General features: G+C 33.7%; 17 protein-coding genes. 8 read left to right on the plus strand and 9 right to left on the minus strand.

Annotated features, from left to right (window positions below; all coding sequences use genetic code 11):
- The 3 genes from AAC601_RS04440 to AAC601_RS04450 all read left to right on the plus strand — a co-directional run.
- On the plus strand, positions 1-3,781 hold a 3,781-nt coding region (locus AAC601_RS04440; protein ID WP_340152588.1), incomplete at its 5' end, for a putative Ig domain-containing protein.
- On the plus strand, positions 3,738-4,805 hold the full coding sequence (locus AAC601_RS04445) for a PorP/SprF family type IX secretion system membrane protein (protein WP_303270841.1): 1,068 nt from the start codon (positions 3,738-3,740) through the stop codon (positions 4,803-4,805). The genes AAC601_RS04440 and AAC601_RS04445, both read left to right, overlap by 44 nt.
- On the plus strand, positions 4,799-6,106 hold the full coding sequence (locus tag AAC601_RS04450) for a hypothetical protein (protein WP_340152589.1): 1,308 nt from the start codon (positions 4,799-4,801) through the stop codon (positions 6,104-6,106). Before AAC601_RS04445 ends, AAC601_RS04450 begins: the two co-directional genes overlap by 7 nt.
- A 61-nt stretch (positions 6,107-6,167) precedes the next feature.
- Here AAC601_RS04450 and AAC601_RS04455 read toward each other — a convergent pair whose 3' ends face one another.
- The 6 genes from AAC601_RS04455 to AAC601_RS04480 all read right to left on the minus strand — a co-directional run bounded on the left by AAC601_RS04455 (position 6,168) and on the right by AAC601_RS04480 (position 12,534).
- The gene (locus AAC601_RS04455; RefSeq protein WP_340152590.1) at positions 6,168-7,049 is read right to left on the minus strand and encodes a hypothetical protein; all 882 of its coding nucleotides are present in this window, start codon (positions 7,047-7,049) and stop codon (positions 6,168-6,170) included.
- A 3-nt stretch (positions 7,050-7,052) separates the two neighbouring features.
- Positions 7,053-8,501, minus strand: coding sequence for an MBOAT family O-acyltransferase (locus AAC601_RS04460; protein WP_303270844.1), 1,449 nt, complete (start codon positions 8,499-8,501; stop codon positions 7,053-7,055).
- 146 nt (positions 8,502-8,647) lie between these two features.
- Positions 8,648-9,256, minus strand: coding sequence for an HAD-IB family hydrolase (locus tag AAC601_RS04465; protein WP_340152591.1), 609 nt, complete (start codon positions 9,254-9,256; stop codon positions 8,648-8,650).
- A complete protein-coding gene (locus tag AAC601_RS04470; RefSeq protein WP_340152592.1) occupies positions 9,249-10,115 on the minus strand; it encodes a decaprenyl-phosphate phosphoribosyltransferase in 867 nt (288 codons plus the stop codon). Before AAC601_RS04470 ends, AAC601_RS04465 begins: the two co-directional genes overlap by 8 nt.
- Before the next feature lie 362 nt (positions 10,116-10,477).
- Positions 10,478-10,627, minus strand: a complete 150-nt coding sequence (locus AAC601_RS04475; protein WP_303270849.1) for a DUF5989 family protein — start codon at positions 10,625-10,627, stop codon at positions 10,478-10,480.
- Positions 10,628-10,671: 44 nt separating this feature from the next.
- Complete coding sequence (locus tag AAC601_RS04480; protein WP_303270850.1) at positions 10,672-12,534, minus strand: carbamoyltransferase; 1,863 nt, start codon at positions 12,532-12,534, stop codon at positions 10,672-10,674.
- A gap of 644 nt (positions 12,535-13,178) precedes the next feature.
- Between AAC601_RS04480 and AAC601_RS04485 the strand changes: the two genes are divergently transcribed.
- Entirely contained in the window at positions 13,179-15,398 is a 2,220-nt protein-coding gene (locus tag AAC601_RS04485; protein ID WP_340152593.1) for a Wzz/FepE/Etk N-terminal domain-containing protein, read from the plus strand.
- Here AAC601_RS04485 and AAC601_RS04490 read toward each other — a convergent pair.
- On the minus strand, positions 15,395-16,324 hold the full coding sequence (locus AAC601_RS04490; protein WP_303270852.1) for a sulfotransferase: 930 nt from the start codon (positions 16,322-16,324) through the stop codon (positions 15,395-15,397). The genes AAC601_RS04485 and AAC601_RS04490 overlap by 4 nt on opposite strands.
- Positions 16,325-16,445: 121 nt before the next feature.
- Here AAC601_RS04490 and AAC601_RS04495 point away from each other — a divergent pair, with 121 nt between their 5' ends.
- From AAC601_RS04495 to AAC601_RS04505, 3 genes are all read left to right on the plus strand, one after another.
- Complete coding sequence (locus tag AAC601_RS04495) at positions 16,446-17,654, plus strand: glycosyltransferase (protein ID WP_340152594.1); 1,209 nt, start codon at positions 16,446-16,448, stop codon at positions 17,652-17,654.
- Between the two features lie 102 nt (positions 17,655-17,756).
- On the plus strand, positions 17,757-19,202 hold the full coding sequence (locus AAC601_RS04500) for an O-antigen ligase family protein (protein WP_340152595.1): 1,446 nt from the start codon (positions 17,757-17,759) through the stop codon (positions 19,200-19,202).
- Positions 19,203-19,250: 48 nt separating this feature from the next.
- Positions 19,251-19,955, plus strand: a complete 705-nt coding sequence (locus tag AAC601_RS04505) for a TolC family protein (protein WP_340152596.1) — start codon at positions 19,251-19,253, stop codon at positions 19,953-19,955.
- Positions 19,956-19,987: 32 nt separating this feature from the next.
- On the opposite strand, the gene AAC601_RS04510 is transcribed toward AAC601_RS04505, so the two are convergent.
- Both AAC601_RS04510 and AAC601_RS04515 read right to left on the minus strand, forming a co-directional pair.
- The gene (locus tag AAC601_RS04510) at positions 19,988-21,610 is read right to left on the minus strand and encodes a hypothetical protein (protein ID WP_340152597.1); all 1,623 of its coding nucleotides are present in this window, start codon (positions 21,608-21,610) and stop codon (positions 19,988-19,990) included.
- Positions 21,579-22,781 (minus strand): hypothetical protein, encoded by a 1,203-nt coding sequence (locus tag AAC601_RS04515; RefSeq protein ID WP_340152598.1) that lies wholly within the window; start codon positions 22,779-22,781, stop codon positions 21,579-21,581. Before AAC601_RS04515 ends, AAC601_RS04510 begins: the two co-directional genes overlap by 32 nt.
- A gap of 314 nt (positions 22,782-23,095) precedes the next feature.
- Between AAC601_RS04515 and AAC601_RS04520 the strand changes: the two genes are divergently transcribed.
- Entirely contained in the window at positions 23,096-26,920 is a 3,825-nt protein-coding gene (locus AAC601_RS04520; RefSeq protein WP_340152599.1) for a hypothetical protein, read from the plus strand.
- The last annotated feature ends 20 nt before the right edge of the window (positions 26,921-26,940 follow it).

A 26,940-nucleotide genomic window follows, 5' to 3' on the forward strand; every position in this document is an offset into this window, starting at 1 on the left:
TGCTAATTTTAACCCCGCTACAACGGTGAGCCAAGGGTTTGAAGTGACTAAGGCTTTGCTATCGCTAACTGCCGATGACCAAAACATTGTGTATGGTGATGCTATTCCAACACTTAGCTTCTCTTACTCTGGCTTTGTCAATAGTGAAGATGCCTCAGATTTAATCACTGCTCCTACGGCCACTACCGCTGCCAACGCTAGCAGTAATGCGGGAGACTATCCCATCACTTTATCTGGGGGAGTCTCCAGTAACTATGATTTCGATTATACGCCAGGAACTTTAACCATTGCCAAGGCTGATCAAACTATTACTTTCGACCCCATCGCTGACAAGGTTTACGGTGATGCTGATTTTACTCTTTCCGCCAGCAGTAACAGCGGACTGCCTATTAGCTTTTCGGTGGCTTCTGGAAATGCTAGCCTTTCTGGGAATACGGTCACCATCACTGGAACAGGTTTGGTTTCCATTCAGGCCAATCAAAGTGGTGATGCTAATTTTAACCCCGCTACAACGGTGAGCCAAGGGTTTGAAGTGACTAAGGCTGTTGCTTCAATTCAAATCATTAATACTCTTCAAAATTTTGATGGGAGCCCAAAAGAAGTATCAGTTATTACACAGCCTGATAATCTAAACTTTAGTATTACTTATAATGGAAGCACTAGCCCACCTTTCAGCGCTGGCGTTTATACAGTAGAGGTAACTATAACAGAAGATAATTATCAAGGACAATTAGTATCTGAGCTCGTAATCAATAATGCACCAACCACTAGCAATATCCCGAATCAGGAAGTTGCGGAAGACAGTAATCCGATTCAATTAGATTTGTTAAATTATTTCAATGATGTGGAAGATGAAGATTCCGATTTAACATTTTCTGTTGTTAATAACTCTAATCCATCCTTATTTTCTAAGATAGAATTGATAGACAATCTTGTAGAATTACATTTTAAATCAAATCAAAATGGTATCAGTAACATAACAGTGAGATGTACAGATACTAATGGGTTATTTATAGAAAGCAGTTTTGAAATGTCGGTCACTGCAGTACAAGATGCTCCATTTATAACAAGTGAACCAATTGTTGAAGTATTACAGGATCAAGACTATCAATATCTAATTACTGCAGAAGATTACGATCAAGATGATGAGTTATCGATAACAAATATTATTTCATTACCATCTTGGCTAACTTTAACTGATAATGGAGATGGGACAGCTGTTTTATCTGGATCAAGCAACAATAATTTAGTTGGGACCTACGGAATTGCAATTGGTGTTAGTGATGACAATGGAAATTCTGCCAATCAGTTTTTCGATATCGAAATTGTTGACGTGAACGATCTTCCCGTTTTCACAAGCTCTCCGTTAACTGAAGTAGAGGTAGAAAATGCATATTCGTACAATATTACAACACTAGACATAGATCAAAATGATGAAGTTTCTATCTACGCAATAAAAAAGCCTTCTTGGTTAGTTTTTTCAACTGAATCAATGCCACAAGGAAATGCCACATTGAAAGGCACACCAACTAACAGCGACCGAAACAGCTCACAAGAAGTAAAACTAATTGCAGTCGATCTACGAGAAGATACCGCCTACCAGAACTTCACCATAAATATAGATTTTCCTAACACCGCTCCTCTATTCATTTCAGAACCTATTACAGTTGCAACCGAGGACATCAGATACGAATATAAAATAGAAGTCCAAGATCCTGAAGATGATTCTTTGAAAGTAATCGCTTTGAACTTGCCTGAATGGCTTGAATTCAACGAAGATTCTTTGGCAATATCGGGATTGCCAAGCAATAGTGAAGTCGGGGCGCATAATGTGGCTTTAGAAGTTGAAGATTTTTTTGGTTTAAAAGTCACTCAAAATTTTAGTATTGAAGTCGCCAATGTGAATGATGCCCCAGTAATAATTTCTACACCAGATACCACTGCAGTTCAAAATCAGCTTTATGAATACCGAATTGAAACCGAAGATATTGATCTAAATGATGATGTAGAAATCTCAATTCTTACGAAACCGAGTTGGCTTAATTTTGACGATGAAAATTTACTAAGTGGAACTCCTAAATTTGAAGACGTAGAAAATAGCCCTTACGAGGTACAAATAAATGCTACTGACATGAGTGGTGAAGTTGATATGCAATCCTTTCAAATAAATGTTCAATTAGAAAACTTCCCGCCCACCATAGATTCAATTGAAAATCCAGCACCTATCTCAGAAGATACTGAAGAAGTATTTACTGTTAATTTGACGGGGATTTCAGATGGTGGCGAAAACAATCAAGAAATTACTATGGAACTATCGACAGATTCTCCTAATCTTTTTACTGAATTTAATATTGAATATGCATCTCCCAATAAGGAAGCAGTTTTAAATTATCAAATTCGCTCTGACTCTTTTGGCATTGCTCAAGTTAAGATTAGAGTAGAAGACGATGGCCCTAGTTCTATTAATTTCAGAGAAATCTACTTTCAAATCGAAGTTCTCCCAGTAAACGATTCTCCGGAAATAACATCTACTCCCGTTGAAAGAACCTTACCAAATGAATTCTATCAATATAATATTGCAGCTACAGATGCCGATCCAGATGACGATTTAACATTTACTTTAACGAGTGGCCCAGACTGGCTAAGTTTGACAAAGAATGGAAATCTGACTGCAACTCTAGAGGGACTAGTCCCTGAAGATGCCACCAGTGAAAATATTTCTATAACGGTATCGGATTTGGAAAACGCAAGCAATATTCAATCATATCTTCTTAAGATAAATGACCCGCCAGTAATTTCTGATTTTGTTATTCAAACAAATGAGGATGTTCCTTATCAGTTTTCAACTTCTGATTTTACAGTAAACTTCAATGATCCAGAAGGAGATAATATCAATGCAATTCAGCTATTTTTCACTAGAGGAAGGATTCAATTAAATGATTCAGACGTATCCACTGGGGAATTCATTAGTTTTGACCAGGACATTGATTTACAATTTATCCCTCCACAGGATTTTTTCGGAACTATTAATTTGCAATGGTCGGCAAGTGATGGTTTCGTTCAATCAGAGTTAGCCAATATAGTAGTGGAAGTTGATACTGTAAATGACAAACCTATATTATCAAATATTGAGAACACAACATTAGAATTCATCCAAGGTTCAAACCCAATTTCAGTTACGGAAAGCATGACCGTCTCGGATATTGATGATTTGATGATGGATTCCGCATGGGTTCAAATTACAGAGAATTATAATTCATCGGAAGATAGACTCATCAATGAAGCCGTAAACAATAATGAATTAGCATTTGAATTTAATCAAAGTTCAGGTCTATTATTAATTACTGGTAATGCAACTAAATCGGATTATGATTTGGTTTTAAGGTCGATTGCATATCAAAATATTAATTCATTATCGAATGATATTTCGCCAAAAAGTATAAGCTTTAGTATTAGTGATGGAAAGGATAGAAGTCTTCAAATTTCAAGAGAGGTTCAGTTGTCAAATGTGCTCCCTGAACTGGATTTTGTAAATGCTTTCACCCCAAATAATGACGATGTAAATGACACCTGGGATTTTACAAACTTGGATGCATTTGAACAAGTCAATATTTCAGTGTTTAATACACAAGGAGTTAGAGTTTTTCACTGCACTACAACTGATTGCCAATGGGACGGAACGTATAATCAGAAAGAACTTCCAGCAGGAACTTACTTCTATCTAATTAAATTAAATAATGGCAGAAGAAAATATGAAGGAAATGTTACTATCCTCAGATAAATCAAATATTATCAAAGCCATTATAATACCTTTGATGGTGTGTTTTGGAACAACACAATCTGTTCAGTCACAAGACGTACTGTCCCGCACGCAGATATTTCAGGCAATCGAATGGCAAAGCCCAGCGATGGCAGGGATTCAAAACACCTTATCTGCTGACATCATGTATCGCCAGGCACTAAATGGTTACGGAAATCAGTCTGGCTATATTCAAGCAGGATTATTTTACCCGATTAAAAAAGGTTCAGTACAAAATCTTAACAACTCTTCATTTGCTCTCAGTAATCCTGAAAAGGCAGAAGAGTTTTACAATTCAAAGTTAGCTAGAAGAAAGCAAGGTGTAGGCCTGCAACTAAATTCAATTCAGCTTGGCCCCTTAGATAGGACAGAAATCAAAGGGTTTTATGCCTATCATCTTCCGGTCAGTAAAAAATTTAATTTAAGTTTCGGAAGTGCGTTAAAGTTTCAGCAGAACAGTATTGGTTTAAACAACTTAAATGTCCGTGACAAAGCCAATGATGAATTATATCAAAGACTGATTAATACAAATGCAGGAAGACAATCGAATATCCAAATGGATCTGTCATTAGCTTATTACAGCAATAAATTATACTTAAGCTTTGTAGCAAATTCATTGTTCACACACGGCTTTCAAGAAAATGAAATGTCTTCTTATATGAATGACGGTCTAAATTTCAGCTTAATTGCCGGATATAAATGGAATTTAAATTCCGAACTGAGCCTTTTACCTAATGTGGAAATTAATTATTTTGCTACAACTGGAGGACAGTATAAATCATCATTAAGATTAAAGTATAAAGATTTAATGTACATTGGAACGGGTATGCACCATCAATTAAAATGGGCAGGTTTATTCGGGGTCAATATCCCAGGAAATTTTTTCCTTCATTATTCTTATGACTACTATACAGGATTTATTCAAGAGTTCTCAAATGGTGTCCACGAAGTAAGCTTAAGCTTTCTATTTAATAACAAAAATTCATCTACTCCATATACATGGTAAGACTTTTTCTAATTTGCTTTTTAATTTTTCATCTATTCAGTCTGCACGTTTTCGCTCAAAAACAGCTTAAATCAATTGAGAAACTATCTGAGCACATTAACACGGAAGCTGAGGAAATTCTTCCATTACTTAGTCCCAGTGGCGACAGCCTTTTCTTTGCGAGGGTATTTCATGAATCAAACAAAGGTGGTAAATATAGTGGGTCAGATATTTGGTTAAGCACATTTGGTAACACAGCACAAAATTGGGCTATCGCAAACAACGATTTGAAGGATTGGAATGATAAGCGTAATAATTTCATCATAGGAATAAATCCACATGAAAAAATTATTTATCAAAATAACCCAAAAGATCCAGATAAAGGTATTCGCTTTGTAAAAAAAATCAGCAATTACTGGACAAAACCAGAAGACTTAGCAATTCCTGGAATTCCAAATAGTGGTTACCAAGGAATTTATGTTAGTCCGGATTATAGTGTTATTCTTTTTTCAATGAAAACTATTAGAAGTTTTGGAAAAGAGGATTTGTATGTAAGTACAAAAGACAATCAAGGGGGCTGGACTGAACCAGTAAATTTAGGAACGACAATTAACACCTCGAATTCTGAGATTTCACCCTTTCTATCTTCAGACAAGAAAACTTTATTCTTTGCCAGTGCTGGTCATGGCGGTTTTGGCGATATGGATATTTTTATGGCTCAAAGGCTGTATAATAGCTGGACTGTATGGAGCAAACCCCAAAACCTAGGCAATCAAATAAATTCGACCGCCTTTGATGGTTATTATAGTGAATATGGAGATAGTATTGCTTTTTTTAGTAGTAATAGAGGTGGCGAGTTGAGTGACATATTTGAGGCAAGATATGTGAGAATTGAAGAAAAAAATGCATTGAATCAGACTGTTAAAATTAGCACTGCACAGCAGAAAGCGAACAGAGTTTATATAAATGAGGATAATTTAAGCTCAGATTATGGAATCCCCTCAGATTTCAGGATCGAAGTATCCCTTAATAAAGCACTATCAGAAAATAGTCTTATAAAGGAACAGTTATGGTTTTTAGCTGGTAAACTCAACAGATACTCAAATTTAAAAGTAGCATTTGCAGTGGTCCCCACGACCAATATCCCCTCCGACATATTAGTCATTCAGTCCAATAAAATAATGGCAGAACTGTTCTCCGAATTTACACAACTAAAGGTAAGTCGCTCTAAAATTGAATATGATGGAATTGAATTAAGAGGCAATTTGGAAAATGGTCTTGAACAAATGGTACAGATCGTCCCACTGTTTTTTAAGGAATAATAAAGTTGTATTTTTCAGAACCCGGCAAGTTATAATAAAAGGCAAAAACTAGCAGTTTATCTCAATTTTGATTTTTTTGGATAAATCGATTTAGTTCTTTTGTAAATACAACTGCTCCAAACTTATTCACATGATCAGAGTTTCTAAATAAAGAATCTGGATATGAGAAATCATCAGTCTTGTCAAAAATAAAGGCCTTATTTCTATACTTAAGTTTTTGCTTTTCAAATTCTATCAATATCCTTTCAGGTATTCCATCATAATATTCCTTTCGGACAGGGGAGCTTACTAGAAATACTTCTATATCATTCTTTTGACATAATTCAATAATTGAATCCAAGTATTTGATAGAGACAGTGGAAATATCAAGTTGTTCACTTTCGAAATAATAATGACGATTAATACTTGTTTTCCAACCAGAAATACTCTTTAAGTCTGAATTTGAATATCCACCAATGTAATAGCTATGGTCTAATTTTGGATAAAATGAATTGTTTTTTAGATAAATCTCCCAGTATTTTTTATAATCAATTTCTATAAGATGGTCTATCTCTTTAAATCTTTGTATCGGATAACTTCTTTTAAACATCTCTAATGACCAGAAACTATCAGAAAATTTGAAATCATTAAATTGAGATAAATTGTGTGGGGCTAAACCAACTACGACTATACTCGGCTTAGTCGTTTTCAGTACCTTCTCCAATTTCCAATAAGTTAATACATATGGTTCAGCTGTTTGCGATATACTTACGGCATTTTGCAGGAAATCTGGATTGATACTTCTCGTGGGATGGGAATCACCAATTACTAATATATTTGCAGTATCTAATTGAAGTTTCTGATTACTATACAGATAATGATTTACTGAAATATTCATGATAAAGTAAGCTACTAATGGAAGCAGAAAAAGTATTGTCCTGTATAAGAATTGTGTACTCCTCATAGATCAAAATTGAAAATAAATAAACTCTTGCTCCTTTCCCCCAAACCATAAAATTGCAATAATAAGCGAATAGTATAAAATATATCTTATTGGCCGTTTCCAAGTCAATCCTAATTTAGCGATAGCAAATTGCCATTCCCTACCATGCCATTCAAAAAGTAGAAAGACACCTACCAACAGTAACACCATTGAGGCTCTATTAATGTTCTCAAAGTCTGGAAACGTGAAAAATGAAAATGATAAAATTTCAGATATATAACTTATCGCATGCTCAACATTATTAGCTCTGAAAAATATCCATGCAAAAACAACCAAGCTAAAAGTTATTAACATAAGGAAAAATTCCTTAAGTGTAGGCAAAACTTTACCTTTTGCTACTATTTCAATATTATTTCTATTGTTCTCTGTCAGTAAAACTGGTAGAAAATAAATAGCATTCAAAGTTCCCCAAATTATAAATGTCCAATTTGCTCCATGCCAAAACCCACTCACAATAAAAATGATGAAAGTATTTCTAATTTTCATCATCAACCCACCTCGACTTCCTCCTAGTGGGATATATAAATAATCTCTAAACCAGGTCGATAATGAAATATGCCACCTTCTCCAAAATTCAGCAATATCCCTTGAAAAGTAAGGGAAATTGAAGTTCCGCATTAAATCAAATCCAAAAAGACGAGAGGTACCAATTGCGATATCAGAATACCCTGAAAAATCACCGTAAATTTGAAATGTAAAAAATAAAGCACCTAAAACTAAGGTACTACCTGAATATGCTTCCGAATTATTAAAAATCATATTTGCAAACTCTGCACAGTTGTCTGCGATAACTATTTTCTTAAACAAACCCCACAGAATCTGACGAAGACCGTCAACAGATTGTAGATAATCAAAAGTTCTTTTTTTATAAAATTGTGGTAGCAAATGGGTAGCCCTTTCAATGGGCCCTGCTACTAACTGCGGGAAAAAACTAACAAAGGCTGAAAAAGCTATAAAGTCTTTTGTCGGCTCTAATTTACGTCTGTAAACATCTATTGTGTAACTTAAGGTTTGGAAAGTATAAAAACTAATTCCAACGGGTAAAATAATATTTAACGAATTAGCTTGTATTTCCATTCCTAAAAATGAAAACGCCTCAACAAAATTATCAAGGAAAAAGTTATAGTATTTAAAAAAGCCTAAAAATCCAAGATTTGCTAAAATGCTTATCCATAAAAGGGCTTTCCTTTTGCCTTCTCCTTCTTCAGATCTTAATCTATTCCCAACTGTGTAATCAATGATTGTACTAATTACAATCAATAACAAAAATCTCCAATCCCACCATCCGTAGAAAACATAACTAGCAAAAACAATTAACAGATTCTGATATTTTACATCCCTATTATTTAAATACCAATAAAGGATAAAAACTATCGGTAAAAAAATTGCAAAGTCTAATGAGTTAAATAGCATTTCACAAAAATAAACTTAATAAATAAATATAAACAGTTTCGAACTATAGTGATTGGAAGTTATAAGTATAATTTTAAGATGCTTTTAAACCTTACAAAGTATCTAGCTAAAGATACGGTTTTTTAAATATTTTTGAAATTGTAGTTTTAATTAAACCGCCTATAGAAAGCCTTATCAGCTAGTTCTAACATTTCCTTATCGCCATTTGTGTCACCATAAGCATAAACCATATTATACTTACTCAAATCATATTTTTGTTTTATCTGGGTAACTTTTTGCAACCCTTTACAGTTTTCACCATCAATTTGTCCTGACAGCTTGTTATCGTAAACCTCCAACTTCGTTCCTATTAAATCTATATTTATGTCCTCGCACCAATATTTAAGCCAGTTCATAGGGGATGCAGAGACTACAACTATTTGATGACCTCTCTCTCTATGCCACTTGATTTTCCGTAAGGCCTCTGATCTTAAATAATTCACTAAGATTTCCTTAGTAAATAATTCACATTTCTGTTCAAATACAACAAGATCACAATTTTTGAGAAATTTCTTAAAAACTGACTCTTTCATATTTTTACTGTTGATCACCCCTACTTTAAATAAACCTAAGGCAGGAATTAAGGATATTAGCTTTAAATAAAAAATCAGATTTCCCGAAAAGTATTTAAGAAAAAGCCACAGGCTGTCTCGTGTTGTTATAGTTCCATCAAAATCAAAAAAAGCTATCGCAGAGTCTGTTTCAGTATTAGGCATACAATAAGATATAAAACGACAATACCCACGCCAAAAGGACTACAAAAATAAATGCATCTTTGTACAAAATTTTAACGGGTGATCCACTTTTCTTTTCAACCATAGTAATTTGAAGATATCGCATCAAACCTGCGATTACAAAAATGCATGTTAAGAATAAGTACTTAGAATCATATCTTTCTTGCACTTCATCAGAAACAGTGTACATTATATAGGAAACGATCATAACTGCGGAAAGAAGGGTCAAACAAGCATTAGTGAAATCCAAATTATAACCAGAGGAAGCTTTTCTAATATTTTTAGTTCCATTTTCAACTAAAATCAAATCATCCCTCCGTTTAGCCAAAACCAGAAACAATGACAAAAGTAAAACCATTATTAACAGCCAATGGGAAACTGGGACTTCGGATATTTCGCCTCCTGCAATTACTCTTAATAAAAATCCGAATGCAACGATGAAAAGATCTAATATCGCTATGTTCTTTAATCCGAAAGAATATGCTAGATTCAGTGCTATGTAGAAAACAATGCAAATGAAAAAGAAAAAATCCAAATAATAAGCTGTTCCTACAGAGATAACAAATAAAACAACTGCAATTAAGATAGCTGATTTAACGCTTATTTTCCCAGCGGCAATAGGCCTGTTCCTTTTATCAGGATGTTGACGGTCTTCCTCTACATCAAAAATATCATTAAGAGCATAAATAGCACTAGCTGAGAAAGAAAAAATAATAAAGCCAGCGACACACTCATAAAATTTATCATTTGAAAACAGCTCTCCCGCAAAAAACACTGGTAAAAATACAAATGTGTTTTTAACCCAATGCTTGAGGCGAAGTAGTCTTATGAAGGCTATCATTACCAAATATTTTCTAATTCCTCTTTATTATATAAATGATTTCTAACCTCAAAATTTGAGCTTTTGGGTTTTTTTAGTCTCAATGGATCCTTTGTAAACAACCTGGAAACCAGTGCTATTGGTGTCAAGAATAAGTAAAAAATAATACTTAATAATATCCTCGTATTTACCCAACCTAGTAAAAAAGCTAATTTCATCCATAGCCAGTTTATAGCCTGTGCTACTTTAGGCGATAATCCACCTAGTACCGCTATAGAAACCGAAATATACAGCAATACCATTACATCAAAAAAGAGGTAGAACAGCAAAAATCCGGCTGTAATTATTAAGACATTTCTATACTTACCAACATCTTCCATAAGCTAAAACAATGTATAAATAAATGGAGCAATTGCGGAACTACCACCTAAAACCAACACTACACCAATCAAAATTAGGAGCATAATTACAGGTGCCAACCACCATTTTTTTCTGGCTCTGACAAATTGCCATAAATCTTTTAAAAATTCCATTCCTTTAAAATTATTAATATCAAATAAATACTAAAAAAGTGTACTTAATCTAAAACATATTCTGTTTTCCAATTATCGGTACTGCTCCACTCAGGCTGTTGCCTTTTGTCAAACACAAACCTACCCATCACCAAATAATCCATTTCAGTTCTCATAAAGCACCGATACGCGTCTTCTGGATTACAAACTATAGGTTCCCCTCTTACATTAAAACTTGTATTCACCAGCATTCCATATCCTGTCTTAGATTTAAAAGTATTAATTATATTCCAATAATCAGGATTAGTTTTTTTAGAAACTGTTTGAATTCTAGCCGTGAAATCAACGTGCGTTATGGCCGGAATATCGGACCTTAAAAAATACAGTTTATCACGTAAAGGCAGTGAAAGGTAATTATCAGGTAAATTCTTTCTTCTCGACTTCTTTATAGGTTGTACTTCTAGCATATAGGGCGATATGACATTTTTTTCAAAAAACTCCAGTGCATCTTCTTCTAAAACTGAAGGCGCAAATGGCCTGAAAGATTCCCTATATTTAATTTTCAGATTAAGCTTCTTTTGCATTTCCTCATTCCTAGGATCTCCTAAAATACTCCTTGCCCCTAATGCCCTAGGTCCGAACTCCATTCTCCCTTGAAACCATCCAACAACAGATCCTTTAGCAAGCAAATCTGCCACTAAGGAATAGAAATAATCATCATCTTTGATCAAGGAATAATTTGCACTATACTTTTTTGCCACAAATTGAATATCCCGGTCCAAAAATGATGGACCCAAATATGAACCATTAAGTTGGTCAACATCATCAGTAATAATCCGATTATTTTTATAATAAATATAATAAGCAATTAAAGCCGCCCCCAATGCCCCGCCTGCATCACCTGCTGCAGGTTGAATAAAAATATCCTTGAAAATATCTTCGTTGTGCAATTTTCCGTTGGCCACACAATTAAGTGCAACTCCTCCTGCTAAACATAAGTATTCACAATTGGTGATATCCTTTGCATGACGAGCCATTTTAATGACAATTTCTTCTGTAACATTTTGAATTGCCAAACCTAAATCACAGTGCCGTTGCTCTAATTCTCCTTCCGATTTTCTCTTTGGCATATCAAAAAGATTTTCCCATTCTTTTGACTTCACCATTGTTAAACCAGTGGAATAATTGAAATACTTTTGGTTTAACCATATTGAACCATCATCATAAATTTGAATCAATTTAGATTTGATAATATCTTCATACTCTTTAATTTTCTCATGATCTTTTCTCCCATATGGTGCCAATCCCATCAATTTGTACTCCCCTGAATTAACCTTAAACCCTAGAAAAAAAGTAAAAGCAGAATATAATAATCCAAGAGAATGAGGAAATTTTAGTTCTTTGAGAACACTGATTTCATTATCAACTCCGTGGCAAATAGAGGCTGTGGCCCACTCTCCTACACCGTCAATAGTTAAAATAGCTGCCTCCTTAAAATTAGATGGATAAAAAACACTTGCTGCATGAGACAAATGATGTTCAGGAAAAAGTAGTTTGATATTTTTCCTATCGAATTTGTCGATTTTTTGTAGCTCATCAAATATTAGTTTCTTTAAAAAGATTTTCTCTTTTAACCAGACCGGAATGGCCATCATAAAAGACTTGATTCCCTTTGGAGCAAAACTATAATATGTTTCCAACAGCCTTTCAAATTTTAAAAAAGGCTTATCATAAAAAACGATTGCATCTAATTGCTCAATCGTGGTAGCGCACTCTTTCAAGCAATACAATACAGCATTGGAAGGAAATGAAGGGTCATGCTTTTTTCGTGTAAAACGCTCTTCCTGAGCTGCTGCAATTATTCTTCCATCCTCAATAATGGCAGCCGCTGAGTCATGATAAAAAGCTGAAATTCCAAGTATTTTCACTTAAGCGTATTATGAGTTGATAAGTTTATTAAGCTAATTCACCCTACTACAAAAAAGGTGAATTAAAATGGTTGTTGATTTAGAAATAAACTTAGCAAAACATTCTGATTAGAAAAAATTATATTAGAACATCTCAAAATCTTTACAACACATATAAGGATTTGTTATCAAAAAATATTTAATTGCACTGAGGTAATATATCTAATAGCTGACTCTCAAACAGTTTTTTTCAGGCTAAGGGAAATGCTATAATCTTTTTATGACTCAGAGAGCTATTTTCATTAATTTACTTCATTAAAGGCATTCATAAATTCCTTGACCACTAAATCCCTTTTCAAAACTGGAATGATCTTGGAATTCATTCAATGAGATTTAATCCATTGATGGGAGAGTAATGTGGGATAGAACAGAAAGTAACTTCTAAAACTTGGGGTGCTAAAACCCCGGTATAACTGACGGAAATTGGAATGTTTAAAAGAACCATTTACTACTTCTAACTTAAGGTTTATATTTAGTGACAAAATATTCAAGAAACTATTACGTAAAATAGAAGAATGATTAACTATATTAAAATCACAGCAATTTTCTACGGAACTATTGCGATATTTACAATTACTTTATTGAGGATCAAAAATTAGCTCTAAATGGATATCTTATACCTCTTGTACGCTTTGTGGAGAAAAAAATGGATAATCATTATAATTCCTATAATTTCTGTAGCAGTCGCTGTCCTTTTGACAATGAATTTAAAAACTACCTATAAATCCAATTCGCAGATTGCTACTGGTTTTACTACAAATGAAGGGGTGAGTGTAACAGATGAACGATTCAATCTAAGAGAAGTAGATTTAAAATTCAATAATTTATTAGCGGTGATGAAATCTGGAACTATTTTAAATATGGTATCCTACAAAATGACCGTCAATAGAATTAATAAGCAATTAGAATCTGGGAAAACCGATGAAAAATTCACGGAAGATGAATTACTGCTGGCTGAATCGATTTTTCAATCCTACCTTAGGAAACAAGAATCATTTTCTATAGAAGACGAGAATTCTAAACTATTACGAGACATTTTAAACGACTATGGTTTTACATTTAATTTCTTTCGAAACGGATTTGATATTAAAAGGCAGCCCAATACAGATTTTATCCAAGTGTCATTTGTCTCAGGAAATCCAGATAGATCTGCTGAAGCTGTAAATACTTACTGTGATGAATTTCTAAGATACTATGCCACAACCAAAAGAGAATCGAGCAGTGAATCTGTTACTTTCTTCGAAGAATTAAAGAAGAGAAAAAAGGATGAATTGGATGCTAAAAACCAAGCACTAAAAGTCTTTAAATCGAATAACAATTTACTAACAGGTAGAACTGATGGAGATAGTCGCTCTTCTCAACTTTATGAACTGGAATCACAAAGGGATCAGATTAACAATAATATTTACGGTCTAACATTAAAACTTGAAGATTATCGAACAACGCTTTCTGAAAAAACTAGTGGGAATAGCAATATTTCCACTTCAAATTCTAACGAACGCATTCTAAATATTAAGAAAAAAATTGACAACCTTAATGAAAAATTCATTAGTTCCGGCTCAAATAATGCTCAGCTATTAGATTCCTTGAATTTGTTGAGACAACAATATAAAGTTGAGTTAGGCTTAATGGAAAGAGGAAGTTCGCCACAAAGCACACAAGGCTTAAGCGCAGGGGAGATAAGAGATTTGATAAAAAGTACGGAGATTGAATTACAAGTCCAAGAATCAAGGCTTTCTGATATTAATTATAAAATCAATAGTATAAGAGGATCCTTATCAAGTTATGCCAATAATGAGGCAATCTTAAGTACATTAGAAAGAGATGTCGAAGTAGCATCAAACGAATATTTAGCAGCAGTAGAAAAATTCAATGAGGCTCAAAACAAATTAATGGCCTCTGCAGGTTCAATTAGGCAAGTATATAAAGCTGTTCCTCCAGCAAGCCCTGAGCCGTCAAAAAGATTTATTATTATTATTTTAGCAGGTTTTGCAACTTTTGGACTTTGCGTATTTGTGATTATTCTGCTTGAGATTATAGATACAAGTATAAAAACTCCTGCTCAATTTGAAAGATTGACAGGACTGCGGCTGTCCGGAAGCTTAGTAAAAATCGATACAAAAAAATTAAACTACGTTAATTTATTTACTAAGAAACAAGAGCAAGAAGAACTAGAGCAGTTCAAACATTTCCTTAGAAAAATTAGATATGAAATTGAAAATGATAATGCTAAAACCTTCTTAATAACCAGTACTAAAGTTGGAGTAGGGAAAACTTTTGTTATTTTTTCTCTTGCTTTTGTATTAAGTATGATTAAAAAAAGGGTCTTGATAATTGATACAAATTTTAAAAACAATGCCTTATCAAAATGGCTAATCCCTGCCAAGAAAAAACCCAAATTTCTGGATCAAGGGAAGACAGATCGAACCGAATTAAAATTATACAATGAGGGACAAGAGGAAGAAAGCCAAACCCACAGTGAAGTTGAACTAGTACAACCTACCAAACATAAGAATATTTATATCATCGGGAATGGTGGTGGTTTTGAGTCCCCAGAAGAAATCTTTTTTAACAAGGATTTCAAGAGTTTGATCAAAGGGTTATCAAATAAATTCGATTACATCTTGCTTGAAGGTTCGGCTTTAAATGATTATTCAGATTCTAAGGAATTGGTAAAGTACGTTGACAAAATTATCCCCGTTTTTTCAGCCCAGGAAACTATTAAACAATTAGATAAAGACTCAATCGCCTATTTACAGAAACAACCTCAAAAACTCTCAGGTGCGATTCTTAATTTCGTTGACCATAAAAATTTGAATATTTAATCAAGCCAATGACTTAAGTCCTTATCAATTAATGCTTGCAATAGTAAAATATCCTGTCTGTATATTTCATTTGAGATTTTTGATTTCAGTTCTTTGGCTAACTTTGGCTTTGACAGGTTTTTACTTCTTAAATCATTTACCTTTTTAAATATAAATCTATTATCCTTAAGCCGTTGAAGGTTCTTTTCAGAAATTATCTTCTTCAGGCCCGTGACCAAAGGGCTTTTTGATCCTATCAATTTATCAACAGTTGGATTTTTGATAAAGCCAGACTGATTGTACGTTATGGAGAAATCTATTTCAAAGTCCTCATTTACTCCGAGAAAATGAAATATTTCTTGATGCAATTTTACAGGATCCTCACGTAATTCCTCATACAAGAATACTTTTATTTGAGAATGGTCAAAAAGCTTGTAGTATTCATCCAGATATTTTCCATAAAAACCCTCCTTTATCAAATCATTCCTTTTCCACCAAATTGTATTTTTATCTAGGCAATCTGCAAATTCCTTGGAGGGCAACTTGTCTTCCCTTGCTAAATGCAAATATCTAGAATATAATCTTTCTGCTGGCTGACGTAAAATAGCGATCAACTTTACGTGAGGCACATAATGTTTAATCCTTTTTGCTGCATGCTCATGGTACATATATGTATTTGAAGTCTCCCCTTTTACCTGGCCAACAGAAGCACCTTGAAATAATTTTAGATAATCATCAATATTAGTCACCGAACTATTATAGTGATTCAATTGAGGACTACCTTCAAAATCTTTAGGGGTATTTAATTCATATCCAAAAAAATTAGGCTCCTTCACTGGACTAATAAATATTTCAGGATGTTGTTTTAAATAATTATCTACGCTGGTTGTTCCTGATTTACCAGCCCCTATTATTAAGAAATCTGGAAGATTTTTAAATGAATTCATTAATATCAAAAATTGTAGAATAAAACTCCAAAGACATAAAGTATAATCTTAATTCATTAAAATTACAGTTTAAATTTGTACATCTCAAAGATATCTTTGCAATAAATATTACTTTTGTAAAATGGACTTTTCTCAAATCATATACATCGCCTTAGCTAGATGGGATGGGCAGTATGCTTCTACGGCATTTTCAATTGCTGAGGAATTGTCAAATCAACAAAAGAAAATTTACTATATCGAAAATCCATTGACCTTAAAAGACATTTTACTTAAAATACATAAAAAGGAAACGTCCAAAAGGCTTGGAGCCCTATTTTTGGGAATAAATAGTACTTACAAAATAAAAAATAATTTAATTGCAGTTACTCCTTATGCCGTTCTACCAATAAATTGGATGCCCAAAGGGAAACTGTATGGCATTTTTACAAAATTTAACAATAGCTTATTTAGAAAATCTGTTGAAAGAGTTATTCGAAAGGAAAAATTAGATGATTATATTATTTATAATTCATTTAACCCCTTTTATACTTTTAGCTCCAAATCTAGACCTGCAAAGCTTTCTATTTACCAATCTGTGGATGACATCAGTCAGTCTGAATACATTAAAAAACATGGCGTTAATCTTGAAAAAAAATATGCTCAATCTTCAGATGTGGTGCTGGTAACCTCTTCTCATCTGAAGAAAAAATTAAGTAAATACAATCAAAACACGCATTTGGTTGCTAATGCTGCAAACGTGAAGCTGTTCAATAAGGCCTTTGATCAAGAAGAAAATGAATTGAATTTAGGTACTTCCTTAGATAAATATAAGGTGGTGATCGGCTATGTGGGCAACATTTGTCATCGTATAAATTATAAGTTATTACTAAAAATTGTTAATGAATATCCGGAATATCTATTGTTAATGGTCGGTCCCATCAATGACAACAATCCTGAAATACTGAATCTGAAAAAACATGCTAATGTATTTTTCACAGGCCCAAAAAAACCTGCAGAATTAGTTCCCTACCTCAGAAAAATGAATTGTTCAATTATTCCCTTTCTTAAAAATGAATTAACAAAAAGTATTTATCCGTTAAAAATTAATGAATATTTGGCGGCTGGTCTACCCGTCATAACAACTAATTTCTCTGAAGATATTAAAAGCTTTAAAGATGTTATATATTTAAGTAACAATGAGCATGATTTTACAATTCAAATTCAAAAAGCCATAGAAGAAAACAACCTAGCCACAGCTCATAAAAGAATGGAGTTTGTGGCATCAAATAATTGGACCAATAGAACTTTACAGATTTTGGATATCATTAAAAATCAATCTGACAATGAATAAAAATGGAAAAGGATTCACAAAGAGAGATTTCATCATATTTATATGCGTAGCTTATGTCGTATTTATTTACTTAGTGATTTTTCTTAAAATATCATTTATTGAATGAATTTAGTGAAGAAAAATATATCGAAAATTCAAGTATTTCAAATTCTTATCCTTGTTTTTTCGGCTGTACTGATTCCATATTTGATGGTCATAACATCTTATTTGATGGCCGCTTTGGTCTTGGGTATCATCGCTTCAATTCTTGTGCTAATCAGTATTTTTTGGCATTATAAAGCAGGTATTTACATTCTACTAGTATATAGTTCATTTATATTCTTGATCGATAGGATACTAATGGCTAACATACCGTTTGGAATTGCTGTTGAAGTTCTGATTGTTATAACTTTTATAGCATTATTAATTCAGCAGAAAGGAAAAGAAAGTTTTCAATGGAAGTTAAATGAACCCATTGTCATAATTCAGCTAATATTCTACTCCTACTTCATTTTACAAATAGCAAACCCTAATGCTGTGAGTATCTCTGCATGGCTAGCTTCCGCTCGTTTTTTAACAACTTTCATACTATTCTATATTTTTTTGCATTTTTTGAGTAATCTTCGCGATCTAAAAATATTCACCAAGGCATGGTTGATAATAGCTATGATGGTTGCTGCCTATGGTGTTTTTCAAGAGTATGTTGGTCTTAGAGATTTCGAATGGAGATGGATAAGGGCCGTTCCCAATCGTTATGATTTGTATTTTATTTGGGGTCATATGAGAAAATTCTCCTTTCTTTCCGATCCATCAGCCTACGGTCTATTTTTGGGGTTTACTGGTCTTTCAGCTCTTATGATGTCATTTGGACCCTATTCAAAGTCAAAAAAAGTTGTTTTAATTTGCATGACCCTATTCATGTTTTTTGCCATGTCTTTTGCGGGAACAAGGACTGCATACGCGATGGTTGCAGTCGGGGTATTTCTTTTCATTTTCATGAACCTGCGTGATCCTCGGATACTTGGCGTCAGTGTTTTTATTGTGATTGTAGTCACGATTCTCATCACAGGACCATTTTACAGTGCACCAATTAATCGAATGAGATCAACCTTAAACCTATCCGAGGATGCATCAATGAATGTTCGTGACATAAAAAGAATTCGTCTACAAAAATATATCAAAAAAAATCCGATTGGCGGTGGAATAAATACTGCCGGAAACGCTGGTTTAAGATATTCTAGAGGACACCCTCTAGCAGGTCGATATGACCCTGATAGCGGATATTTAAGAACTGCACTTGAAATGGGTTGGATTGGTGCTTTTTTGGTGATTTGCCTAAATGGTGCTATTGTAATAAAGGGAATATCAAATCACTTTCGCCTGAAAAATCCAACTTTAAGAACTTACAATTTAATGTATGTAATTCCTTTTCTAGGTTTAACAGTTGCACATTACACCCAAGACGCATTATTTCAAAAGCCCGTAAATTTACTGGTAATTGCAACTTATGCCCTAATGGTTAAATTGCCTGATTTAGATGAAGAGAAACAAAAACCCCCAATAAAATAGAATGTTTGTTCCTTTTATAATAACTTTAATCTTAAACTGATGATTAGAATGCTAAGAATTATAATTTCACTTTTTATTATAGCCTTTACAAGTCTCAATGCTATTTCCCAATCAATCGACTATAATAAAGTAATATTGCCTGAAGGAATTTCAGATATAAGCTTTGAAGAAAAGCTAGTGCAATTAGCATGGCAAAACCATCCTGCTAATGAAGAAGTCAAAAAATCCGTTGACCTGGCAAAGTATGATTTGCAAATTTCTAAAAGATATTGGTTAGAAGGCTTTAGAATGACCGGAAACCTCAATGAATTCAATATAGATCCAGCTAGAGATATCACAAATAGATCTCAATTTTTTCCTAGATATAACTTTAGCTTAGCATTACCATTGGGTCAACTTTTCACAAATCCAGTTGAGAATAAACAAAGTCAGTTAAGAGTAGAAATGGCAGAAAGTAAAGTAAACGCCTTAAAACTTGAACTGAGAAGAGAGGTGCTTTCCGCGTATAATGACTATTTGATGTTCCAAGAAATCTTTAAAATTCATTCTATAGCACTTGAGGATGCAGAAATGAATCACAGTATAGTAGAGGAAAGTTTTAAGCAGGGAGAAGAATCTTTTGATAAGTATAATACTAGTAATACAAATTTAAGTCAAAAGAAAATCAGTAAAATTCAAGCCTCCACTGACTTACAAAATTCAAAGTTGCAATTAGAGTCTCTTATTGGTATTCCGCTGGAAGATGTCCAATGATTTTTTATTTACATCAATAAATTAAAGGACACTTACTGTGTTTTTCTTCTAGTATAAACTTCAATATAAGACTCTTCAGGAATTCTAGGAGCTAGAAACTTAAACTTAAGTTCATAATTTTTTAAGATACAATCTCTTACCTCATAAGAATAGAAATTATTAAGATCAGGAATATCTTGAAACAAAATCAAATCATAATTTTTATTCTCAACTTTTGAGCAAAAATGTTGTACTTCTCTATCGAAAAATGCTACGCCTTGATGATACCATAACGGATGATCAATTCCTTTTTCGGTGTCATAAGGAATTTCATAAGCTAATTGAGTCAATTCGGACATATTCAATACTTGCAAGTCATTTTTTGAACGTTGAACAATCGGCATTTCTAATATTTTATTTATACCCTCAATAGTTTCTTCAGGTATTTTGACTCCCTTAAAAGTTTCAAACTTAGGTACTACCCAATTGGAACGTTTCATTTTAGAAGTATCATTATCCAACACATAGGTGTTCTTTGAAACAACATCCACTTCTGTAATTTGAAAATATGATTTTACTTTTGGTCTTATATTTCTGACCCAAAAAACATTAGTCCACCAAAGTCCAACCAAACAAATGACAATAAAAAATGACCATCCCTTGTGAAAGACTATTCGACTATCAAATTGAAGTAATACTACTCCAAAAATGAAGCTGTGGAAATAAATATTTCCATCGAGCGGTGTATAACTAGTCACTTGAATAACAGAAGCCTGAAATAATATAAATAGCCCAATAAAAAATGGAACAAATATTTCAGTCTTAAAAAAAGTTTTCCAATTGTTATTAAGGCGGTAATAAAGTATAACAATTATTAAAACCAAATAAAATTTAATCCATTTCGAAGCCCCTAAAAATTCATCCAGTAAATCAAAAAATGTCAATCTTGAGAAATGCGGAGTCTGTCCATAATTAAACCAATAAGTAAAATCATACATCAGAAACGGTGCAATTAATAAAATCATCCAAAAAAGATACGCCCCAATAAAGGTTAAAACACTTACAGGTTTCTTTCTTTTAATGGAATCAAATAGAATTATAGCTCCTGAGAACAATAATGCAAAGCCCCCAGTATCCTGCTTTGTCATAAATGCTAAAGCTGCAAAACCAGCTGAAAGAAAACAGTACAACACAATTCTTTTATTTTCATTTTCGCCTAACAGTTTTAGTGCAAAAAGTAAAGAAGCCATCTCCAAAACAAATACGAAATGGTTATACCAAGGCCAGAAATTAAATAGCGAATAGGATAAAACAAAAATAGATAAGGCAACAACCCTAGCTCCAACCTCCAACTTTAATTGTCTGAAAATTCTTGAAAACAGGTAATTTGAAATAATATTAATAAAGGCTTGAACCTTTAACAAAGTAATTACAGAAGGACCTAATATTTTGAAAAAAATTGCTGGCAAAATCCAAAATACGTAACCAACAGGGGTACCAAAATCGCGATATGGAACCTCTCCTAAAGACAACCTAAAAGCACCTTCCCATGCTAAAAATAGGTTTATTCTATACGGAAATGTAAATAGCAATGGAATTGCAGGAGTTGCCAAAATTATGACCCACTCTATAATGCCAAGGGAATCAGTAGTTTTTAATTGCTTCAATCGGTTCATTTGTATATTTAGGCTGATAAAAGAAATAAAATATTATCGAAAAAATTGTAGGAATTAAATACAGGAGAAAAGCAATAACCCATAACCCATATGGCACTCCGTACTGACTGTCTCCTAATGTATTTCGGATTGTATCTGATATAAAAGTGGATGAAGCGCTAACTCCCAGAATTAATGTAATGGAACCGATTAACACATACTTATTTTTTAAAAATTTCAACCAGAGTTTTTGATACTTTCTTATAATTCTTAAACAAGGGATTATAACCCAAGGAAATGCTAAATAAAGCAAACGAATTTCATTGAAAATACCGAAAAGAAAAGTAGTTGAAATAACCACACCAAGAGCTAAAAAAACCGCTTTACCTGAAAACAATCCGAGATCCTCATTCTGATCATGTGCACCTTTAAAAGAAAAAATCAAATGCGTCCATAAATAGGAAAATGAAAGAAAGCCAAATAGAACTAACTGAACTGGATTTGATAAATTCCATTTAAGACCAAGCCAGAAATCATATGGTTCAGTGCCAATCAGCCATCTGTACACTAACCATACCACCAAAGGTAATCCACTAAGAAAAAGCTTTCGCGGTAATGGTATCTTAGCAAAAAGTAATAGCAAAAATGGCAGGAGTAACAGGGTCTCCCGTACAAAAACACCTACACAAGCAATTACTAAATATAAAATGTATTTTTTATCATAGAGAAAATATATGGCCGATAATAAAAAAAGAAAACCCAATTGGTCTTCTCTTGTGTGGACTGGTAATGTAAAGGCAAACACAATGGGTGCCATGCTTAGATGCAATAATACTCCTAAAAATGCCAAAGATCGGAATTGGACAAGCTTTAATAATAGGAGGTAAAACATGCATGAGGTGGATATGAAAAACAGCCAACTAAAAAACAAGTAACTCCAATAAAATTTCTGGTTTGAAGTAGCTGAACCAGGAATTACCCTACTGACATTTTTAACTATGAGTGGAAACAGCATTCGGTATTTAAAAGGCGGTTTATTGCTTAACTCCCATTCTGACAAATTCATTGAAGTGGATTGTAATTCACTAGCTAAACGCTCTTTATTCTTAATATATCCTTCAAAAGCATATTGGTTTAAAAAAAACAAAACCGTGCTTAAGACTGCTATTATAATCAGTCGATAATCTAACATTAGTTGTTGAATAAGATTTAATATCTAAACCTATTGATGTTTTTTTAATAATTCAAAAAAATCTTTGTAAATTTATAAAGAACTGTTTGGCTATCAACCGATTAAAAATGTCGTTTTATCGAATAATTTACTGTTTTAATCCAAGGTTTTATTTACCCGAAAGAATATGTGATGTATATTTTACCATTATTCTTTTTCTTCTATTTTCTAGTATTTCCTACGCCCAACAAACTGAAAGTCAAAGCCCCCAAGGAACCAATTTTCTTATATACACTCCCCCCAGTTACGATGCTCTAAATAATCCTAGTCCACTTTTGGTTACGTTAATGGGTGGTGGCGAAATTGGTGATGATTTAGAGGTTTTTCTTCAAAATAATTCCAACAGAAGCCCGGCTTGGGCAATTGATAGAGGCGAATGGCCACAGCAGTATCCATTTGTAGTATTAACACCCCAACTTCCTCGAGATCTAGAAATAGAGAACCCAAACGATCAAAGATGGTCGACTGGTCTTATAAATGAAGTGATCAACCATGTCATTAATACATACAATATTGACGAGGACAGATTGTATTTGACAGGAGTAAGTTTGGGCGCAACTGGCTGTTGGGATTTTGCGGCTGAATTCCCACAAAAGGTAGCTGCCATGATTCCAATCTCGGGTCCATCTGATGACTCACTTGCTTGTATTCTAAAAGATATTCCTATTTGGGCTATGCATGGAGAAAATGATGGTTTAGTCGATCCGTTTATTAATTCTACTGGTGAGATGGTGGACAGCATAAACAATTGTAATGGACAATACAAAGCAGAATTTGAATTAATTCCTTCCAGAGGTCATGACATCTGGAATGATATTTATCCTGAATCTATGGGACTTTCAATTTATGAATGGCTTCTAAATTTTGAAAAAGGGCAAACCAATAACATTAAGCCCTACGTTGGCCTCGGCCCAGATCTAAAGCTTTTAATGCCCGAAGACTATATCAACATTTATGGATTTGCATTTGATATTGATGGCACGATTATGAACTACTCGTGGGAAATTATTAATCCCGTTTCAGCTGAAATAGTTGTTATTGACAATAATAATGTCAAAATATACCCATCAGCTGAGGGTATTCACCAACTGAGATTAACAGTAACTGATAATGAATCAGCTATCCAGTCAGATACGATGGAGATTGAATTCTTTGATGAAATACCTGTTGGTTTAAATTTCATGACAGGACTCATGCTACAAGATGGAAGTACTAATACTGATTTAATTCCATTGGAGAATGAAGATAACATTATAAACTTATTTACTCTAGGAACTGAGGATATCAACATCCTGGCAATAGATGATGGAGTTTGTAACAGCTTTCGATTTGCTATTAACGGTTATCAAAATATAAGAACCGAAAACCGACAATCAGTTGGGCTTTTGTTAAGTAGAAGAAGGAACCCTCCAGAATGGAATGTAAGCCCAGGAACTTACATTATAAGTGGTACTCCATTCTCCGGTAATAAAAATAATCTTGGCACCGCGGGAATTTCAGTGATTAATAAGTTGCAAGTCTTTGATCAGGAACCTCAAACTTACCAGTTAATTCCGGAAACTGATATTGGCTTAACTCAAAATTGGTTAAATTCTGGCGATGCAACCAATCCTGATTCTTTTCAAGAAAATTTCCAGAATTTCATCATTAATGACAGCGCCTATCTTAACCAAGCTATTTTAGAAAAAGGTGTAGTTTCCAGTATCAGACTCGGCACAGGAAGTTATTTAACACTAAATGATTCATTAGCCATTCCCTTGATTCTAGATTCTGCTTCAATCCTTCAAATCAATAATCCGAACAATGTCAGTTTTCAGGAAATCCACCCAAATTCACTGATTATTTATAATACTACAGGTTATTTGGACTTAAGTACAGTTGGAAATCTAGAAGTTAAAGCGTCCAATATTCTGAACTTGAAGAAAGATTCCGTAGCAGTAAATAAATTAACAATCGGTGATGGAGCACGCATCCAAAATAGCTCCCAAAATCTAACTCTTAACATTAATGATGATTTAATAATTGAAGGAAACAATGACTTCACTCCCTCATCCCCATTTTCAATAGTCTTTAATTCAAACAAGAATCATCAATTGATTTTTGATACCAATATTCTAAATTTTAATTCCATTGAATTATTGGGGCAAGACACGCTAGAGTTCAATCATTCAACCAAATATGAGCTTAATTTAAGCCGAATAAACCTATCGGAAAGTTCACTATTATCACTTGCAAATTGCGAACTCGCAATTACAGGAAATAATGTTTTGTCTGAAAACCTATCAAATGGAAAAATTAAATTTGGCAATCAAAGCAATTTGTTAATCAATGCTAATCCAACACAAGACCTATTCCTAAACTTAGAAGAGAATGGCAATATTCTTAAAAATCTCACTTTTAACATTACTAACGCCAGTAAAATAATAGTTTCTGATTCTTTAAAAATTTACGGAAGAATTGAGGCTGAAAATGGGACACTTGCAAGTGGTGGGTATTTGCAGTTTCTTGCAACTGATTCAATGACTGCTTATATAATAAATGATTTAGGAACAGTTGAAGGAGAAGTGCAAATCGAAAAGCTAATTTCCGAGGGAAAGGTTTTTAGATACCTAAGTTCTAGTGCCACTGATTTTTCGGTGGAGGAATTTCAGCAGTTTATACCTGTGACGGGAGCATTTACAGGTGCAAGTACTGGCCCAGAATTGGGAAATGATCCATCAATTTTTAGCTATGATTCCAAAAATGAAATTTGGATTCCATTTCCCAGCAGTACCAACCAAGAAACCTTTGAAACGGGAAGAGGTTATGCAATCTATTTTAGAAATGAAACGGATCCTACAAAAATCAAATGGATGGGTCCGCTAATACAATCAGATTTTAACTATACCATCACAGGAAATGATGATATTGGAAACCAGCAAGCTGGATGGAATTTAATAGCTAACCCCTATGCTACTCCCCTCCTTTGGGGAGACACAGGCTGGACCTCTTTGGGTTTAAGCAATACTGCAAGCATAGCAGATAATACAGTGGCTGGTGGTAGGTTTTTGGTTTGGGATGGTGAAATAGGAGACCCTGAATTCTCGGGGATTATTTCGCAAAATCAAGCCTTTTGGGTACGGTCTGTCACCGAAACAGCCAGCCTCAATGTTTCTGAAGCTGCCAAATTGGAAGAATCTAATGCAAGTACCTTTAGAAACGTCAAAAGCTCATATTCAGGGCTGGTCATTACTCTGTCAAATCAGGAACTTCTGGACCGCCTTTATTTAAAAATCAGTGATATAGGTTCCGTTGAATATCTGCCAGATATAGATGCCGTAAAAAGATCCAATGCTTATTTCAACTTATTTTATCCGCAAGAAATTAATATCCGATTAGCTATAAAAAACCTGCCTGATAACCAATGCTTTAGTAATAAATTAGGAATTGAAGGGATAGAGAGCGGGAACTACTCCTTAGAGTTTAAGAAGGTATCTAAAGAATTGACAAACGGAGATCTATTTTTCTATGATTATCTGCTAGACAGCTCGATACTGATTACTAACAACCTTCAATATGATTTTTCATTTGATACGAATGATTCCATTTCACTTTCTGAAAGATTTGACTTGAAATACGAGTTAAGCACGCCAATTCCAGAGATTTCGATTATTGGTGACAAATTAATAGCCAACTATGAAGAGAACATTCAGTGGTTTAGAGATAGCACTTTAATAGAAAATGAGACAGATGCTACCTTAATCCCTAATCAAAGTGGTAGTTACTTCTTCCAGGCTGAGTCAAATTCATGCCTGGTAAGCTCTGCCTCCATTTATTATGTATTAACTGCAAATAGGTCAATAGAGACAGATATTTCTATATTCCCAAATCCAGTTCGAGATAATAAGCTAATTGTGCAATTACCTGAAAAGAATAGAGGAATTTTTGAACTAAGTCTTATTAATCCCGAAGGGAAAGAAATTATGAGAAATGATGCCATCAACTTTAATGAAACAAATGCTGAGCTGTATTTCCCAGAGGATTTGAGTAACGGGACTTATATTTTGATGTTATCCAGAAAGCACAAATTTTATCAACTCAAAATTATTCTTGACCGATAAGCAAGGTACATTAAGCTTAA

Origin of the sequence: uncultured Marivirga sp., assembly GCF_963974845.1 — a bacterium.
Classification (GTDB): domain Bacteria; phylum Bacteroidota; class Bacteroidia; order Cytophagales; family Cyclobacteriaceae; genus Marivirga; species Marivirga harenae.

What these genes read in the sequence shown, in the direction of transcription:
- AAC601_RS04445 (WP_303270841.1), top strand. Translation starts at nt 3,738, where the DNA reads ATGGCAGAAGAAAATATGAAGGAAATGTTACTATCCTCAGATAAATCA.
- AAC601_RS04450 (WP_340152589.1), top strand. Translation starts at nt 4,799, where the DNA reads ATGGTAAGACTTTTTCTAATTTGCTTTTTAATTTTTCATCTATTCAGT.
- AAC601_RS04455 (WP_340152590.1), bottom strand. Translation starts at nt 7,049, where the DNA reads ATGAGGAGTACACAATTCTTATACAGGACAATACTTTTTCTGCTTCCA.
- AAC601_RS04460 (WP_303270844.1), bottom strand. Translation starts at nt 8,501, where the DNA reads ATGCTATTTAACTCATTAGACTTTGCAATTTTTTTACCGATAGTTTTT.
- AAC601_RS04465 (WP_340152591.1), bottom strand. Translation starts at nt 9,256, where the DNA reads ATGCCTAATACTGAAACAGACTCTGCGATAGCTTTTTTTGATTTTGAT.
- AAC601_RS04470 (WP_340152592.1), bottom strand. Translation starts at nt 10,115, where the DNA reads ATGATAGCCTTCATAAGACTACTTCGCCTCAAGCATTGGGTTAAAAAC.
- AAC601_RS04475 (WP_303270849.1), bottom strand. Translation starts at nt 10,627, where the DNA reads ATGGAATTTTTAAAAGATTTATGGCAATTTGTCAGAGCCAGAAAAAAA.
- AAC601_RS04485 (WP_340152593.1), top strand. Translation starts at nt 13,179, where the DNA reads ATGGATATCTTATACCTCTTGTACGCTTTGTGGAGAAAAAAATGGATA.
- AAC601_RS04490 (WP_303270852.1), bottom strand. Translation starts at nt 16,324, where the DNA reads ATGAATTCATTTAAAAATCTTCCAGATTTCTTAATAATAGGGGCTGGT.
- AAC601_RS04495 (WP_340152594.1), top strand. Translation starts at nt 16,446, where the DNA reads ATGGACTTTTCTCAAATCATATACATCGCCTTAGCTAGATGGGATGGG.
- AAC601_RS04500 (WP_340152595.1), top strand. Translation starts at nt 17,757, where the DNA reads ATGAATTTAGTGAAGAAAAATATATCGAAAATTCAAGTATTTCAAATT.
- AAC601_RS04505 (WP_340152596.1), top strand. Translation starts at nt 19,251, where the DNA reads ATGCTAAGAATTATAATTTCACTTTTTATTATAGCCTTTACAAGTCTC.
- AAC601_RS04510 (WP_340152597.1), bottom strand. Translation starts at nt 21,610, where the DNA reads ATGAACCGATTGAAGCAATTAAAAACTACTGATTCCCTTGGCATTATA.
- AAC601_RS04515 (WP_340152598.1), bottom strand. Translation starts at nt 22,781, where the DNA reads ATGTTAGATTATCGACTGATTATAATAGCAGTCTTAAGCACGGTTTTG.